The organism is Actinokineospora bangkokensis (assembly GCF_001940455.1).
In the GTDB taxonomy this organism is placed as follows: Bacteria; Actinomycetota; Actinomycetes; order Mycobacteriales; family Pseudonocardiaceae; genus Actinokineospora; species Actinokineospora bangkokensis.
The window spans coordinates 230,780-244,859 of the sequence record NZ_MKQR01000016.1 but is presented as its reverse complement, the minus strand read 5'-3'; the positions used below and the strand labels follow the sequence as shown (position 1 = coordinate 244,859).

15 protein-coding genes are annotated in these 14,080 nt (G+C 73.2%); 7 read left to right on the top strand and 8 right to left on the bottom strand.

All coding sequences use genetic code 11. The annotated features are described in order from the left end of the window. Window positions 1-109 precede the first annotated feature (109 nt). Window positions 110-1,528, top strand: a complete 1,419-nt coding sequence (locus BJP25_RS15645) for an alpha/beta hydrolase domain-containing protein (protein WP_075975648.1) — start codon at window positions 110-112, stop codon at window positions 1,526-1,528. A gap of 517 nt (window positions 1,529-2,045) precedes the next feature. Here the strand turns inward: BJP25_RS15645 and BJP25_RS15640 are convergent. Next, window positions 2,046-2,273 (bottom strand): three-helix bundle dimerization domain-containing protein, encoded by a 228-nt coding sequence (locus BJP25_RS15640; protein ID WP_075975647.1) that lies wholly within the window; start codon window positions 2,271-2,273, stop codon window positions 2,046-2,048. Window positions 2,274-2,463: 190 nt separating this feature from the next. Between BJP25_RS15640 and BJP25_RS15635 the strand changes: the two genes are divergently transcribed. Beyond that, window positions 2,464-3,084, top strand: coding sequence for a hypothetical protein (locus BJP25_RS15635; protein WP_143219101.1), 621 nt, complete (start codon window positions 2,464-2,466; stop codon window positions 3,082-3,084). A 1-nt stretch (window position 3,085) separates the two neighbouring features. On the opposite strand, the gene BJP25_RS15630 is transcribed toward BJP25_RS15635, so the two are convergent. From BJP25_RS15630 to BJP25_RS15620, 3 genes are all read right to left on the bottom strand, one after another. Then, the gene (locus BJP25_RS15630) at window positions 3,086-3,418 is read right to left on the bottom strand and encodes an STAS domain-containing protein (RefSeq protein ID WP_143219100.1); all 333 of its coding nucleotides are present in this window, start codon (window positions 3,416-3,418) and stop codon (window positions 3,086-3,088) included. Window positions 3,419-3,503: 85 nt separating this feature from the next. Then, window positions 3,504-4,547: a glutathione S-transferase family protein gene (locus BJP25_RS15625; RefSeq protein ID WP_075975645.1), complete on the bottom strand. Its 1,044-nt coding sequence runs from the start codon at window positions 4,545-4,547 to the stop codon at window positions 3,504-3,506. 9 nt (window positions 4,548-4,556) lie between these two features. Next, window positions 4,557-5,492, bottom strand: a complete 936-nt coding sequence (locus BJP25_RS15620) for a LysR family transcriptional regulator (RefSeq protein ID WP_075975644.1) — start codon at window positions 5,490-5,492, stop codon at window positions 4,557-4,559. Window positions 5,493-5,590: 98 nt separating this feature from the next. Here BJP25_RS15620 and BJP25_RS15615 point away from each other — a divergent pair, with 98 nt between their 5' ends. Next, a complete protein-coding gene (locus BJP25_RS15615; protein ID WP_075975643.1) occupies window positions 5,591-6,667 on the top strand; it encodes a zinc-binding dehydrogenase in 1,077 nt (358 codons plus the stop codon). Between the two features lie 101 nt (window positions 6,668-6,768). Continuing rightward, the gene (locus tag BJP25_RS15610; protein WP_198943510.1) at window positions 6,769-8,154 is read left to right on the top strand and encodes a hypothetical protein; all 1,386 of its coding nucleotides are present in this window, start codon (window positions 6,769-6,771) and stop codon (window positions 8,152-8,154) included. A gap of 109 nt (window positions 8,155-8,263) precedes the next feature. Here the strand turns inward: BJP25_RS15610 and BJP25_RS15605 are convergent, their stop codons facing one another. Next, a complete protein-coding gene (locus tag BJP25_RS15605) occupies window positions 8,264-8,704 on the bottom strand; it encodes a MarR family winged helix-turn-helix transcriptional regulator (protein WP_075975642.1) in 441 nt (146 codons plus the stop codon). A 57-nt stretch (window positions 8,705-8,761) separates the two neighbouring features. Here BJP25_RS15605 and BJP25_RS15600 point away from each other — a divergent pair, with 57 nt between their 5' ends. Further along, window positions 8,762-9,094: an antibiotic biosynthesis monooxygenase family protein gene (locus tag BJP25_RS15600; protein ID WP_075975641.1), complete on the top strand. Its 333-nt coding sequence runs from the start codon at window positions 8,762-8,764 to the stop codon at window positions 9,092-9,094. Window positions 9,095-9,137: 43 nt separating this feature from the next. Here the strand turns inward: BJP25_RS15600 and BJP25_RS15595 are convergent, their stop codons facing one another. Next, window positions 9,138-10,304: an acyl-CoA dehydrogenase family protein gene (locus BJP25_RS15595; RefSeq protein ID WP_198943509.1), complete on the bottom strand. Its 1,167-nt coding sequence runs from the start codon at window positions 10,302-10,304 to the stop codon at window positions 9,138-9,140. Beyond that, window positions 10,301-11,155 (bottom strand): 3-hydroxybutyryl-CoA dehydrogenase, encoded by an 855-nt coding sequence (locus tag BJP25_RS15590; protein WP_075975639.1) that lies wholly within the window; start codon window positions 11,153-11,155, stop codon window positions 10,301-10,303. The genes BJP25_RS15595 and BJP25_RS15590 overlap by 4 nt, the downstream gene beginning before the upstream one ends. A 233-nt stretch (window positions 11,156-11,388) precedes the next feature. Here BJP25_RS15590 and BJP25_RS15585 point away from each other — a divergent pair, with 233 nt between their 5' ends. Further along, window positions 11,389-12,054 (top strand): TetR/AcrR family transcriptional regulator, encoded by a 666-nt coding sequence (locus BJP25_RS15585; RefSeq protein ID WP_075975638.1) that lies wholly within the window; start codon window positions 11,389-11,391, stop codon window positions 12,052-12,054. A 9-nt stretch (window positions 12,055-12,063) separates the two neighbouring features. Here BJP25_RS15585 and BJP25_RS15580 read toward each other — a convergent pair whose 3' ends face one another. Further along, window positions 12,064-13,245, bottom strand: coding sequence for an FAD-dependent monooxygenase (locus BJP25_RS15580; protein ID WP_075975637.1), 1,182 nt, complete (start codon window positions 13,243-13,245; stop codon window positions 12,064-12,066). 117 nt (window positions 13,246-13,362) lie between these two features. On the opposite strand from BJP25_RS15580, the gene BJP25_RS15575 reads away from it, so the two are divergent. After that, window positions 13,363-13,950: a TetR/AcrR family transcriptional regulator gene (locus BJP25_RS15575; RefSeq protein WP_075975636.1), complete on the top strand. Its 588-nt coding sequence runs from the start codon at window positions 13,363-13,365 to the stop codon at window positions 13,948-13,950. Window positions 13,951-14,080 lie beyond the last annotated feature (130 nt).

Genomic DNA, 14,080 nt, shown 5'->3' with positions numbered 1-14,080 from the left:
AGGATTATTCCGGCGCAGGGTGATTGCGGCGCCGCAATCCCCGGTGGAACACTCGGAACACGGACCAGCGCGGGTCCGGGCCAGCGTCGAACCGGAGGTCGGGCGAACCATGGGTGCACAGCTCCGTTCCCGGTGGCCGTGGGTGGTGACCGCGGTGTCCTGCCTGGTGGCGGGTGCCGCCGCGGTGGCCGTGCCGGGCGCCGAGGCAGCGGAGCGGGGTGCGCCCACCGTCGTCGAGGTCCCGGCGGGCGCGGGTGGCGGGCACGCCCTCAGCGGTGGCGCGGGCGTCGTCGATTTCGACGGCATGGGGTACGAGGAAGCCGAGTACCTGATGTCCGGCAGCGCGACGACCTACGGGCAGCAGGGCTTCTGGACCGACAACGGCTTCTGGGACGCCAAGGCCACCGGCAGCCCGACCCCGTACAAGACCCGCTTGCTGGTGGAGCGCCCGAAGGACCCGGCGAAGTTCAACGGCACGGTCATCGTCGAGTGGATGAACGTGACCTTCGGCGTGGACATCCCCGTCGACCTGTCGCAGTCCTACACCTACGCCGCCAAGCACGGCTACGCCTACGTCGGCGTCACCGCGCAGAAGGCGGGCGCGGACAAGCTGGTCGCCCTCGACCCCGCCCGCTACCAGGGGGTGTCGCTGCCCAACGACGACATCTCCTACGACGTGCTCACCCAGGCCGCCCGAGCCGTGCGCGCCGACCCCGCGATCACCGGCGGCGGCACCGTCCGCACCGTGCTCGCCACCGGCCACTCCCAGTCCGCGGCCCGCCTGGTCACCTACGTCAACGCGGTGCAGCCCCAGGAGAAGGCCTACGACGGCTTCCTGGTCCACGGCCGGGCGAGCTTCTCCACCGGCATCTCCGGGTTGCTGCCCAACGCCAACGCCAGGATCCGCACCGACCTGACCGCCCCGGTCTTCGTGCTCCAGTCCGAGACCGACGTGCCGCTGTCCTCCGGCGTCCGCCAGGACAGCGACCGCGTCCGCACCTGGGAGGTCGCGGGCACCGCCCACGCCGACCGCTACGGCATGGACCTCTACGACGCGGTCAACGCCCGCGACAAGTCCATCAACAACGGCGCCCCCACGGTCTGCGACACCCCCATCAACGCGATGACCTTCCGCTACGCGGAGAACGCCGCCCTCGACCACCTCACCCGCTGGGCCCAGGGCGGCACACCCCCGCCCACCGCACAACCCATCACCACCACCTTCGGCGTCCTGGTCCAACGCGACAAGGACGGCAACGCCCTCGGCGGCGTCCGCCTGCCCGACCTCGCGGTCCCGGTCAACACCTACGGCCCCAACAACTCCGGCGGCAACGTCCTGGGCGCCTGCCTCCTGCTCGGCACCACCAAACCCCTGCCCCGGTCCCGCATCACCCAGCTCTACCCCGACCACGCCACCTACGTGAAGAAGTTCACCGCCGCCGCGGATTCCGCGCAGCGGTCCGGCTTCCTCCTCCCCGAGGACCGCGCGGAGGCCATCGCCCGCGCCCAGGCCGCCGCCATCCCCTGACCCGGGAGCCCCGGCCGAAGGTCCTCCATCCCCGTGATCCGTCCCGCGTCCCCCCGCGCGGGGCGGATCACGGGTGTTTCCCCGCCCCCCCCAAGACTTCCAGCTCCCACCCCTGCCTCGCTCCACACGCAACGGTCGGAGCACCAGGAAGCCGACCCTGAGCACTGCCTCAATGTGATGGTCTTTGCCCACAACGCCACCCCCACGCACCAGGCAGCCATTCCCCCCCCAACCCAGCCCCTGTCTTCGTCTTTGCCCACAACGCAACACCCACGCAACAGGCGGCCCGGCTACGCCAGTGCTCGATGCGGTGGTCTTGTTTGGCTGGGGTGGGCGATCATGTGCTACCCACGGCGGGGGGTGGGGCCGCAGGCCTCACCTTTTCCCCACCCCGAGCACATGATCGCCGCAGGGGCCCCGGCCAAACGAGACCACCGCATCGAGCCAGCCACCAAACGACCGGGCTCTTCCCCCCGAAGCCGAAGGCGAGGCGACCACCCGAGGCCTTGAACCCCCCTCAAGCGCCGTCCAGCTCAGCGCGCACCCTTCGCTCCACGAGGATCGGCACGAACGCGTGCACCTTCGCGTCCTCGAACCGCTCGAACCCGGCGTTCACCCGCGCCCGCACCTGCTGCTCCGGCACGTCCTGGTAGGCCCCCGCCAGTCGCTCACCCAGCTGGTGCTTGTGCGCGTCCAACCCCTCCGAGGTGAGGGCGTCGATCGTCGATTCGGTCTGGTCGGTCATGGCTCCTCCTGTCACCGGACAGCCAAGGCGTACCCACCTGCGGTTAACGGTCGGTGAACGAGCAACACGGCCCCGATCCGGTGCCCGCCCGCCGCGCACCACCGGCAAGCGCGGCGGATTCGCCTGTCCTGGTGGTCTGCCTGCGGATCCGGGAGCTTTCCCGGGGTGCAGCGCCTAAGGTGAACCCCCGATGAACGCTGTCGGACGTCCCGAGGAGGCAGCCCTGTCCGCCACAGCCCCGTTGCCACCGGGTGGGCACCACCCGGCAGGCAGGCTGCGCGCCTTGGCCGCCGAGTTCCTCGCCGCCGCGAACGCGGCCGCGCGCAGGCCGGGGGGCCTGGCCGACGCCGAGCGGCTGGCGTGCGTGGCCGCCGACTGCGGGCGGGTCGCGGCGCTGCGCGACCCGGTGCCGCCCGCCGACCGGGGCGTGGCCAGGCTCGCTGACCTGGGCGCCTACCTCAGCGCCGAGCTGGCCGCGACCCCCCGGCTGGGGGAGGGCGGGCGCAGGCTCGTCGAGCGGGTGCGGGAGCTGGCGGCGCTGCTGCTCGGCGCCTCGCCCGGCCCGGGGGAGCTGCCCGACCACGAGGGCGAGGGCATCGCCCGGCACCAGCTGGCCGGCCACCACCAGGTGCTGGAGCGGGCCGCCGAGCTGATCGCCCACGTGGCCGAGACCGGGCGCTTCGCCGGGCACCAGGCACCGGAGGTGGTGGCGCTGGTGCAGCTGGCGGAGTACGTCCGCGCGCACGCCTCGGCGCTGCGCGAGCTGCACACGGGCGTCGACGAGCGGCTGGAGCGCCTGCTCGCGGAATGACTCAGTCCGAGGCGGAGACGGGGATCAGCTCGTCCAGGCCCGTGGCGGTGATGGCGCGGTGGGCGACGGTGCCCAGCGGGGCCACGACCAGGTAGCCCTTGCCCGCCGCGGTGGCGTCCTCGCCCGCGCTGACCAGGGCGGCCAGGCCGGAGGACCCGAAGAAGGTGGTGGCGGACAGGTCCACCACCACCTCCCGCGGGCCCTCCTCGGCCACGGCGTCCGCGAGGGTGGCGCGCAGCGACCCCGCGGTGGTCATGTCGATGTCGCCGCGCACGCGCACGGTGACCCGGTCGGGGGCCCGTTCGTTCGAGATCGTCGCCAGCGCTCCCCGCACAGAGCCCTCCGCGTGCCCGGCCCGGCGGTGCCCGTTCACCACCGAGAGTCATCCCAGGTTACTTCTCCACCACGGTCCGTGCACCTCAGCGCAGCGGGGTGGCCGACTCCGGGACCCGTTCGTCGTCGGAGACCGGGCCCGGCGGCGTCCCGTCGCCCCACGGGCGACCACCCAGCGCCTCGCGGCCGTGCGGGGTGAGCCAGCCGGAGAGGTCCGGGCCCTGGGGGACGATGCCCGTGGGGTTGATGTCGGCGTGCACCACGTAGTAGTGCCGCTTGATCTGCTCGAAGTCCACGGTGTCGCCGAAGCCGGGGGTCTGGAACAGGTCCCTGGCGTAGGCCCACAGCGCGGGCAGCTCGCTGAGCTTGGAGCGGTTGCACTTGAAGTGGCCGTGGTAGACGGGGTCGAACCGGACGAGCGTGGTGAACAGCCGCACGTCGGCCTCGGTGAGGGTGTCGCCCACCAGGTAGCGCTGGGTGCTCAGCCGCTCCTCCAGCCAGTCCAGCGCCGTCCACAGCCGGTCGTAGGCGCTGTCGTAGGCCTCCTGGCTGCCCGCGAAGCCGCACCGGTACACCCCGTTGTTGACCTCGGTGAACACCCGCTTGTTCACCGCCGCCATCTCCTCGCGCAGCGCCTCGGGCCACAGGTCGGGGGCCCCGTCGCGGTGGTGCTCGCGCCACTGGGTCGACAAGTCCTCGGTGATCTGCGGGAAGTCGTTGGTGACGACCGCGCCGGTGGTGGTGTCGACGACGGCGGGCACGGTGATGCCGCGCGGGTAGTCCGGGTCGCGGCGGAAGTACGCCTCCTGCAACCGCTCGATGCCCAGCACCGGGTCCTTGCCGCCGGGGTCGAGGTCGAAGGTCCACGACCGCTCGTCGTGCGTCGGGCCCGCCAGGCCCATCGACAGCACGTCCTCCAGGCCGAGCAGGCGCCGCACGATGATCGCGCGGTTGGCCCACGGGCAGGCCCGCGCCGCGATCAGCCGGTATCGGCCCGGCTCCACCGGGAAGCCGTCCGCGCCGTCGGCGGTGATGCGGGTGGTGATGTAGTTGGTGTCGCGGGTGAACTCCTTGCCCTTGACGGTGTACTGCCCGCCCTGGGAGTGCTCTGGGTGATCGCTGGTCGCCACGCCCCGACCCTAACCCGGTTGCGCCGTCCGGGCTCGGGGATGCGACCCGCCCGACCCGGCGAGCACCGCGCGCAGCGCGTCCACAGTGGCGCCCACCTCGGGGGAGCCCGCCAGGTGCACCGCGTGCAGGCGGCGGGACTCCGGGGGCGCGCCGGTGACCGGCAGGGCCACGACCCCGGGCGGCAGGTCCAGGTCGAGGCCGTCGGGGACCGTGGTCACCCCGCAGCCCGCCGCGACCAGGCGCAGCTTGGTCAGCCAGTCGCGGGTGCGGTGGGCCACCCGGGGCTTGCCGGGCAGGCCCGGCCACACGCCCAGCAGCGGCTCGGCCCCCACCTGCGGTGAGGCGATCCACGGCTGCCCGGCCAGCTCCTCGGCGGTGACGCCGCCGCGCCCGGCGAACCGCCCGGTGGCGGGCACCGCCACCCGCAGCCCCAGGTCGGCCAGGTCGACGACGGTGAGCTGAGGCAGCCCGGTGTCGCGCGGCCGGTGCGGCGGCCGGGAGGAGACCACGGCCACGTCGAGGGTGCCCGCTCGCACCGCGCGCAGCAGCGCCGGGCTGGTCGCCTCCCGCGAGGTGACGGTGAGCGACGGGTGGGTGCGGCCCAGGGTGGCCAGCAGCCTGGGCAGCAGCGCCCACCCGGCGGCGGGGAACGCGCCGAGCCGCACCCGGCGCTCCTGCGCGGGCGTCCCGCGCAGGTCCCGCTCGGCGGCGTCGAGCGCGGCGAGGATGGCCCGCGCGTGCCTCAGCAGGGTTTGGCCCGCCGCGGTCAGGGCGGGCCCGCCCTGCTTGCGGTCGAACAGCCGCGCGCCCACCTCCCGTTCCAGCGCGGCCACCTGCCGCGACACCGACGACTGCGTGTAGCCCAGTTCCTCGGCCGCCGCGGTGAAGGTGCCGCGGTCCGCGATGGCGCAGAGGGTGCGCAGCGGCAGCGGTGACAGGTCCATGACCGTTGTGCATACCAGACATCCGCAACAGTCGTTGGACGCATGGCTTGTCCGCTGCTTGTGTTGAGGGAGAACCTGATCACGAGGAGAGGTGTCCGGTGAAAGCAGCTGTGCTGGAGGACTTCGGTGTCCCGCTGTCCGTCGTGGACGTCCCCGACCCGCACCCCGGCGTGGGTGAGGTCGTGGTGGACGTGCTCGCCGCCGGGGTGCTGCCGTACGCGGCGGAGGTGTTCAGCGGGGCCCGCCGCTACCCGCTGGAGACACCGGTGATCCCCGGCGTCGGCGGCATCGGCAGGGTCCGCGAGGTGGGGCCGGACCTGACCCGCCTGCGGCCCGGGGCACTGGTCTGGTGCGACCCAACGGTGCGCTCGCGCGACGACGCCCACACCCCCGACATCACCCTGCAGGGGTGGAGCAGTCGCGGAGAGGGCGGGCTGCGCCTGTCGCGGCACTACCACGACGGGGCCTACGCCGAGCGCGCCCTGATCCCGGCCGAGTGCGCCGTGCCGCTGGGGGTGGACGCGCTCAGCGACGAGGACGCGGCCCGGTGGGCGGGCATCAGCGTGCCGCTCGTCCCCTACGGCGGCCTGCGCGCGGTCGGCCTGCGAGCGGGGGAGACGGTGCTGGTGAGCGGCGCGACCGGCAACTTCGGCAGCGCCGCCGTGGCGGTGGCGTTCGCGATGGGCGCCACCACCGTCATCGGCCCCGGCCGCAACCGGCGGGTGCTCGACGACCTCGCCGCCCGGTTCGGCCCGCGGTTCGTCCCGGTGCCGTTGACGGGTCGGGGTGACCAGGAGGCCTTGCGCGCGCACGGCCCGGTCGACGTGGTGATCGACCTGCTGCCGCCCTCGGCGGGGGCGGACGTGGTGCGCACGGCGGTGATGGCGGTGCGGGAGCAGGGCAGGGTGGTGCTCATGGGCGGGGTGGGCATGCTCGGCGGCGACGACCTGGCCCTGCCCTACCCGTGGCTGATGCGCAACGGCATCACCTTGCGCGGGCAGTGGATGTGCCCGCGCGAGGCCGTCCAGCCGCTGCTCAACCTGGTGCGCGCGGGCAGCCTGGACCTCACCGGGGACAGCGTCACGACCTTCTCGTTGGCACAGGTCAACGAGGCCGTCGAGCACGCCGCGGCGCACAGCGGGCCCTTCCAGCGGACGGTGGTGCTGCCCGGCTAGGCCGACTGGATGCGCACAGATCACTTCATTTGGGTCTCATCTGGTGAATGTCCCACCACTAGGCTCGGCTGCGACCCGTGCCCCGCCAGAGGAGCCCCCAGGTGCGCACCCCCCGAGCCCTGCTCGCCGCCGTCCTCACCGCCGCCGCCCTCGCCGTCCCAGGCCACGCCCAGGCGCAGACCGCGGCGTGGACGCTGACCACGGCCCAGCGCCAGGCCTACCTGACGTACTACGCCCCGCTCATCCTCAAGCGCGCCGACGAGAGCTCCGGGCGCGAGGGCACCGACTGGTTGAGCAACTACGACTTCGACCGCGACGGCGACTTCTCCGACAACCGCGCCCACTGGCGCGACGTGCCCGCCTACCTCGCGGGCGCGCACCCCGATTGGCAGATCCGCCCCACCGCCTACACGGCGCTGATCGAGTACACCTCCGCGGGCACCAAGGAACTGGTGCTGATCTACCACCTGTACAACGCGGCGGACAAGGACTTCAAGGACATCCACGACTGGGAGCGCGTCGAGCTGCGCATCACCGGGGTCACCGGCGACCCCGGCACCGGCGACACCCCCGTCTACGCCACCATCACCGACCACAAGGACCACGTGATGCGGCCCGCGTCGTCGCTGAACTTCATGCCCGCGGGCACCGGCAGGCACCTCATGGTGTGGCAGGCCGACGGCAGCGACCTGGACTCGGTGACGGTGAACAGGCATGGCCACGAGCTGCGCTTCGCCACCGACAGCTGGGCCACCGTGGCGGGGAGGATGAACACCGGCGCCAAGGCGGAGGTGGACATCAACAACGACAGCGACAAGAACGTCCACTACGCCTTCGTCCCCGCCGGCTCGGCGGGCGCGGTCTCGGCGTGGGGCGCGCAGCCGATCACCGGGGCCACGGCGGGCGCCCTCGCGGCCAACGTCGACGACGACACCGACGTGCCGTGGACGGCGGTGAAGCGGGTGACCTACGAGCTGCAAGACCTCGCCGACGTCGTGCCGACGCACTGGTCGGGCGGGGGTTGGGCGACCCACTGGCTCCCCGACACCTCCGTCGACGTGCTGCTGGAGACCCCGGTGGTGGGGGAGTCCGGCGCGGCCGAGGTGCCCGCCGGAACGCAGCGCTTCTACACCGCCTCCCGCGACTCCGCCGCCGGCGACCTCACTGACGGCCGCGACGGCGTCCTGTCCAAGGCCTGGTTCTACGGCGCCTACTCCGGCGAGGCGAACGCCGACACCATCTCCGGCTCGGACGACTTCGGCGGCTTCGCGGGCCTCGGCACCGACAGCCAGGGCCGCACCCGCGGCGCCGCCAGCGGCGACCCGGCCTCCCACGGCGCCTACTGGCGCCAGCACGACTTCTTCGTCCACACCGGCGTGGTCGACACCGGCGAGCGCACCGAGTCGGGCACGTGGCTGCCCGCGGGGTGGGACCGGCCCGAGAACGGCGGCTTCGACGGCCGCTGGGTCCAGCTCTTCGCGGACTAGGCCGGGCTGCGCGGACCCGCCACTCACCCGCGTCCCCACCCGGCATGGTCCCCCACCTGCCACCCCGGACGCGCCTGCCCCCGTGCCGGGCTCGGCCGCTCGTGGCGGGTCAGCCCTCGTCGGGCGCGGCGAGGTCGGCCGCGCACGAGCGCAGCAGGGCGGTGAGCTGACCAACCTGCTCGGCCGTCAGCGACGCGGTCATCCGGTCGTCGACGGTGAGCACCACCTGCTCGGCGCGCGCCAGCACGTCCTCGCCCCGCCCGGTGAGCGTCACCGGGCGGGCGCGGCCGGTGGTGACCGCCCCGACCTCCACCAGACCGGCGGCGGTCAGGCCCGCCAGCACGTCGCGCAGCGACTGCCGGGTGACGAAGGTCCGCCGCGCCAGCTCGGCTGCGGGCGCGCCGCCGGTGTCGGCCACCGCCCGCAGCACCGCGTACTGCGACATCGACACCCCCAGCGGCCGCAGCCGGTCCTCGCACGCCCGGTGGAACGCCTGCTGCACCTGCTTCACCAGGTACCCCGCCCGGTCCAGCGGTCCCGCTTGACTCATGGCAGGAACCTTACACATAATGGCTGCTGTAAGGATCCTGACACGGAGGAGCGCACCATGACCGGCACGACGACGATCACCGAGTCCGCCCGGCTCACCACCCTGGTCAACGTCTTCACGGTGTCCCCGGACAAGCAGGCCGACCTGGTCGCCGTCCTCGCCACCGCCACCGACGAGGTGATGCGCCACGTCCCCGGCTTCATCTCCGCCAACATCCACGCCAGCACCGACGGCACCAAGGTCATCAACTACGCCCAGTGGGCCACCCCCGACGCCTACCAGGCGGTCTTCACCGACGACCGCGCCAAGGCCCACATGGGCCGCGCCGCCGCCCTGGCCGAGGGCTTCGAGCCCAACCTCTACACGGTGGAGTCCGTCCACCACAGCTGACCCCACCCCGGCAGGCGCCCCCGGGCGCCCGCCAGCGGTGGTCTCAGCCCTTGAGCAGGTGGCGGGCCATGACGACGCGCTGGATCTGGTTGGTGCCCTCGTAGATCTGGGTGATCTTGGCGTCGCGCATCATGCGTTCGAGGGGGAAGTCCTGGGTGTAGCCGTAGCCGCCGAGGAGCTGGACGGCGTCGGTGGTGACGCGCATGGCGGTGTCGGAGGCCTGGCACTTGGCGGCGGCGCCGAAGAAGGGGAGGTCGGCGTCGCCGCGTTCGGACTTGGCGGCGGCGACGTAGACGAGCTGGCGGGCGCTCTCCACGGCCATGGCCATGTCCGCGAGCATGAACTGGATGCCCTGGAAGTCGGCGATGTGCTTGCCGAACTGCTTGCGCTCCTTGACGTAGGCGAGGGCGTGGTCGAGCGCGCCCTGGGCGATGCCGACGGCCTGCGCGGCGATGGTGACCCTGGTGTGGTCGAGGGTGCGCAGGGCGAGCTTGAGGCCCTGGCCCGGCTCGCCCACCATGCGGTCGCCGGGGAGGGGGACGTCGTCGAAGAGCAGTTCGCGGGTGGGGGAGCCCTTGATGCCGAGCTTCTTCTCCTTGGCGCCGAAGCTGAAGCCGGGGTCGGAGCGCTCCACGACGAAGGCGGAGATGTTGCGCCCGCGCTCGCCCTGCGGGTCGGTGACGGCCAGCACGGTGTAGAACTGCGACTCGCCCGCGTTGGAGATCCACGACTTCTGCCCGTTGAGGACCCACCCGTCGCCGGACGGGGTGGCCTTGCAGCGCATGGACGCGGTGTCGGAGCCCGCGTCGCGTTCGGACAGACCGTAGGAGAACATCGCCTCGCCGGAGGCCAGCGGCGGCAGGTACTTGCGCTTGAGGTCGTCGGAGGCGGCCAGCACCAGCGGCAGGCTGCCCAGCTTGTTCACCGCCGGGATGAGCGAGGACGACGCGCACACCCGCGCGACCTCCTCGATGACGATGCAGGTGGCCAGGGCGTCCGCGCCCGCGCCGCCGTACTCCTCCGGCACGTGCGGGGCGTGGAAGTCCGAGGCGACCAGCGCGTCGTAGGCGGCCTTGGGGAACTCGGCGCGCTCGTCGGTCTCGGCGGCGTGCGGCGCGATGCGCTCCTCGGCCAGCTCGCGGACCGCCGCGCGCAGGGCGTCGTGGTCGTCGGTGGTGCGGAACAGGTCGAACACGTCGGCCCCCCTCACTTGTCGTAGGTGTAGAAGCCGCGCCCGGCCTTGCGGCCGAGCAGGCCCGCGTCGACCATCCGGGCCAGCAGCGGCGGCGGGGCGTAGAGGGGCTCCTTGAACTCCTCGTACAGCGACTCCGCGACGGCCTTGGTGGTGTCGAGGCCGATGAGGTCGGCCAGCGCCAGCGGGCCCTGCGGGTGCGCGGCGCCGCGCACCAGGCCCTGATCGATGTCGTCGCGCTCGGCGAAGCCGGACTCCAGCATCCGGATCGCGGCCAGGATGAACGGGATGAGCAGCGAGTTCACCACGAACCCGGCCCGGTCCTTGCAGCGGATGGCGTGCTTGCCCAGCACCGAGCCGACGAACTCCGCGGCCCGGTCGGTGGTCTCGTCCAGGGTGAGCAGGCTCGGCACCAGCTCGACCAGTTCGAGCACCGGCACCGGGTTGAAGAAGTGGATGCCCAGCACGTGCGTGGGCCGCGTGGTGGCGGTGGCCAGCTTCATGATGGGGATGGAGGAGGTGTTCGACGCCAGCAGCGCGTCCGGCGCGGTGACGATCCTGTCCAGCTCCCGGAACAGCGCGACCTTGGCCTTCTCGTCCTCGACGATGGCCTCCACGACGACCTCGCGGTCGGCCAGCTCGTCGAGCGAGCCGGTGAGCCGCACGCGGTCGAGCACCGCCGCGGCGTCGTCGACCTTGCCCTTGGCCTCGGCCCGCCGCAGCGACCCGGTCAGCCGCGCGCGGCCCGCCTCCAGCGCCTCGGCGGTCGACTCGACGACCACCACGTCCAGCCCCGCGCGGGCGCAGACCTCCGCGATCCCCGCGCCCATCAACCCGCAGCCCACAACGCCGACCCGCGTCACACCCATGTCGTCCCGTCCTCCACTGGGAGAGCGCACCTTGGAACTCGATACCGCTCTCACGGTACTTGGTGTCCTCGGCGTGGGACCACGGGGTTCCGGTGACGCGTGGCACACCCGGGCTGCGCCCCACGACCCGCCACCACCCCTCGCGTCCTCACTCGGCACGACGACGAACGAGCTGGCGCCGCCCCTTCGGGGGAACACCCACTAGGGTGGTTGGACCGGACGGAGGAGCGCGGATGTCCCAGCGGCCCGCCAAGGAGCGGATGATCGAGGCGGCGTTCGCGCTGTTCGAGGAGCGCGGCTACGACCAGACCACGGTCGACGACATCACCGAGCGCGCGCAGGTCGGGCGCACCACCTTCTTCCGGACCTTCCGGTCGAAGGAGGATGTGATCTTCCCCGACCGCGACACCCTGCTCGGCGCCATCGAGGCCCGGTTGGGCGGGTCGAGCCACGAGACGGCGCTGACCGCGGTGGTCGACGCGGCCCGCCTGGTGCTGCGGCACTACCTGGCCGAGGGCGACCTGGCGCTGGCCCGCTACCGGCTCACCCGCAGCGTGCCCGCGCTGCGCTCGCGGGAGTTCGCGGGGATGCAGCACTTCCAGCGCATCTTCCGGGAGTTCATCGTGAGCTGGATGGGGGGCGCCCCGGACAGCGCCCTCAAGGCGGAGCTGATGGCGGCGGCGGTGGTGACCGCGCACAACCACGTGCTGCGCCGCTGGCTGCGCGGGCTGACCGAGCGCCCGGAGCAGGAGTTCGACGCGGCGATGGCCACGACCGTCGACCTGTTCACCGCGCCCTCCGCCGCGGGCCCGGAGGGCGGCATCGTCGTCTTCCGCACGTCCAAGGACCTCGACGCCGTCGTCCCCGCCCTCAAGCGCGTCCTGGGCGAGCCGGTGTGACCCCTCGCGTCAGGCCGTGACCGGCAGGGGGTACTCGGGCAGCGCGCCGGTGTTGGCGGTGCGCGCTGACAGGCGCTCGAACAGCGCGGTCATGGGCTTGGAGCCGAGCACGCGGTAAGAGGCGTTGCGCAGCGCGATCCGGGCCGCGGTGGGTGGCACGAGGAACCCCGGCATCGACGCCGCTTGGCGCTGCGAGCGCTCGACCGCCGGGCGCAGCGCCGCCTCGTACCGGGCGAGGGCGCGGGGGACGTCCCACCCCGAGGCCTCCAGCTCGCCCGCCAGCACGTACGCGCCGAGCAGGGCGTGCCCGCTGCCGTTGCCGCCCGGGCCCGCGCCCCAGGCCGCGTCGCCGAGCAGCACGACCCTGCCGGTCGACCAGGCGGGCAGGCGGAGCTGGGTGATGGGGGCGAAGTAGAGGTCGTCGGCGGACGCGAGCCCCGCCAGCAGCTCCGGCACCCGCCACCCGAGGTCGGCGTACCGCTCGGTGATCAGCGCGCGCTGCGCCCCGGGGTCGCGGCCCGGCCGGGCGGTCGAGGCGAAGACCAGGCTGACCGTGGCCGTGCGCGGGTCGCGGCAGCTGGAGACGTTGGCGTAGCGGCCCGGCGCGTTGTGGATGACGCCCGCGCGTTCCAGGCCGAAGGTGTTCGGCACGCCGTAGGTGGCGGTGAGGTGGCCGAGGTCGTGCCGGTAGCGCTCCTCGGGGCCGAAGGCCAGCGCCCGGACCCCGGAGTGCTGCCCGTCGGCGCCCACCACCAGGTCGTACCGGGCCGCCGGGCCGCGCTCGAACTCCACCTCCACCCCGCCGGGGTCCTGGCGCAGCGCGGTGGCGCGGTCGCCGAACACCGGCGTCGAGACCGGCGCGCAGCGCGCGGCCAGCACCTCGGCCAGGTCCGCCCGCTCCACCTCCAGCTCGCCGCTGAACAGCGCGGCGGGCACCCGGGCGCGCTCGCGGCCCGCGCGGTCGACGACCACCAGGTCGCCCATGCCGGTGCGCCGGGCGTGCAGGGCGCCGTGCACGCCCATGCGGTGCAGCAGCGCCACCTGGTCGCCGCGGAAGTCGACCGCGGCGCCGGTAGTCCGCGGCCCCGGTGCGCGCTCGACGACGGTGACCTCGTGCCCGGCCCGGCCGAGCCAGTGCGCCAGTGCTGGTCCGGCGATGCCCATCCCGCTGATGAGGACCCGCTTGCCCATGTCCGCCCCTCTCCTCGCTCCCGGTGGTGCGCGGCCACGGTAGCCCCGGTTCATCCGGTTGGTCAATCCATATGGATAAACCAGCCGGATGAACCGCCCGGACTAGGCTCTGCGGCCATGGGCAACCGGGAAGACCTGCTGGACGGCGCGGTGCGCTGCCTCAAGGACAAGGGGTGGCGCAGCACCGTCCGCGACATCGCCGCCGCGGCGGGGGTCAACCACGCGGCCATCGGCTACCACTTCGGCTCCCGGGAGGCGCTGCTCACCGAGGCGTTCAACCTGGCCATGCAGGAGTGGGGCGACGAACTGGGGGCGGCGGGCGCCCGGCTCGCGGGGGAGGCCTCGCCGTTGGAGCGCTACCGGGGGTTCTGGGAGCAGGTCATCGCCTCGGTCCTCGCCCACCGCAACCTGTGGGTCGCCTCGGTGGAGGCCGCGGTGGAGGCCGAGCGCAACCAGCGCGTCCGCGACCTGATCGCGGACGCCATCGCCGAGGCGCGCGGCGGGTTGGCCGCGGGCGTGCTGGGTGTCGCCGAAGTGGACGTCCGGCCCGGCGAAGTTCGCTCGGTCGGGTCGGTGCAGATGGCCCTGGTGACCGGGGTGCTCATGCAGTGGGTGATCGACCCGGACCGCGCGCCGGGTCCAGACGACCTGATCGAGGGACTCAAGGCGCTGGGTGGTCGGCTCTTCGTGGCCGCTGACCAGTGATCGGAGCCCGCCCATCACCCTCCACAGAGGATGGTCCCGCGTGCGGGCGGCGGGCCGGTGGGGAAAGCTTTCGTTGCCCTCCGGCGGGTGGATTGGGGCTGGGGTGGATTTCCCGCCTCCGGTAACGGAA

Bases quoted from the DNA above. Each gene is read 5' to 3' on its own strand.
- BJP25_RS15585 (WP_075975638.1), top strand. From the start codon at position 11,389: ATGTCCCAGCGGCCCGCCAAGGAGCGGATGATCGAGGCGGCGTTCGCG.
- BJP25_RS15640 (WP_075975647.1), bottom strand. From the start codon at position 2,273: ATGACCGACCAGACCGAATCGACGATCGACGCCCTCACCTCGGAGGGG.
- BJP25_RS15575 (WP_075975636.1), top strand. From the start codon at position 13,363: ATGGGCAACCGGGAAGACCTGCTGGACGGCGCGGTGCGCTGCCTCAAG.
- BJP25_RS15590 (WP_075975639.1), bottom strand. From the start codon at position 11,155: ATGGGTGTGACGCGGGTCGGCGTTGTGGGCTGCGGGTTGATGGGCGCG.
- BJP25_RS15635 (WP_143219101.1), top strand. From the start codon at position 2,464: ATGAACGCTGTCGGACGTCCCGAGGAGGCAGCCCTGTCCGCCACAGCC.
- BJP25_RS15580 (WP_075975637.1), bottom strand. From the start codon at position 13,245: ATGGGCAAGCGGGTCCTCATCAGCGGGATGGGCATCGCCGGACCAGCA.
- BJP25_RS15600 (WP_075975641.1), top strand. From the start codon at position 8,762: ATGACCGGCACGACGACGATCACCGAGTCCGCCCGGCTCACCACCCTG.
- BJP25_RS15620 (WP_075975644.1), bottom strand. From the start codon at position 5,492: ATGGACCTGTCACCGCTGCCGCTGCGCACCCTCTGCGCCATCGCGGAC.
- BJP25_RS15645 (WP_075975648.1), top strand. From the start codon at position 110: ATGGGTGCACAGCTCCGTTCCCGGTGGCCGTGGGTGGTGACCGCGGTG.
- BJP25_RS15605 (WP_075975642.1), bottom strand. From the start codon at position 8,704: ATGAGTCAAGCGGGACCGCTGGACCGGGCGGGGTACCTGGTGAAGCAG.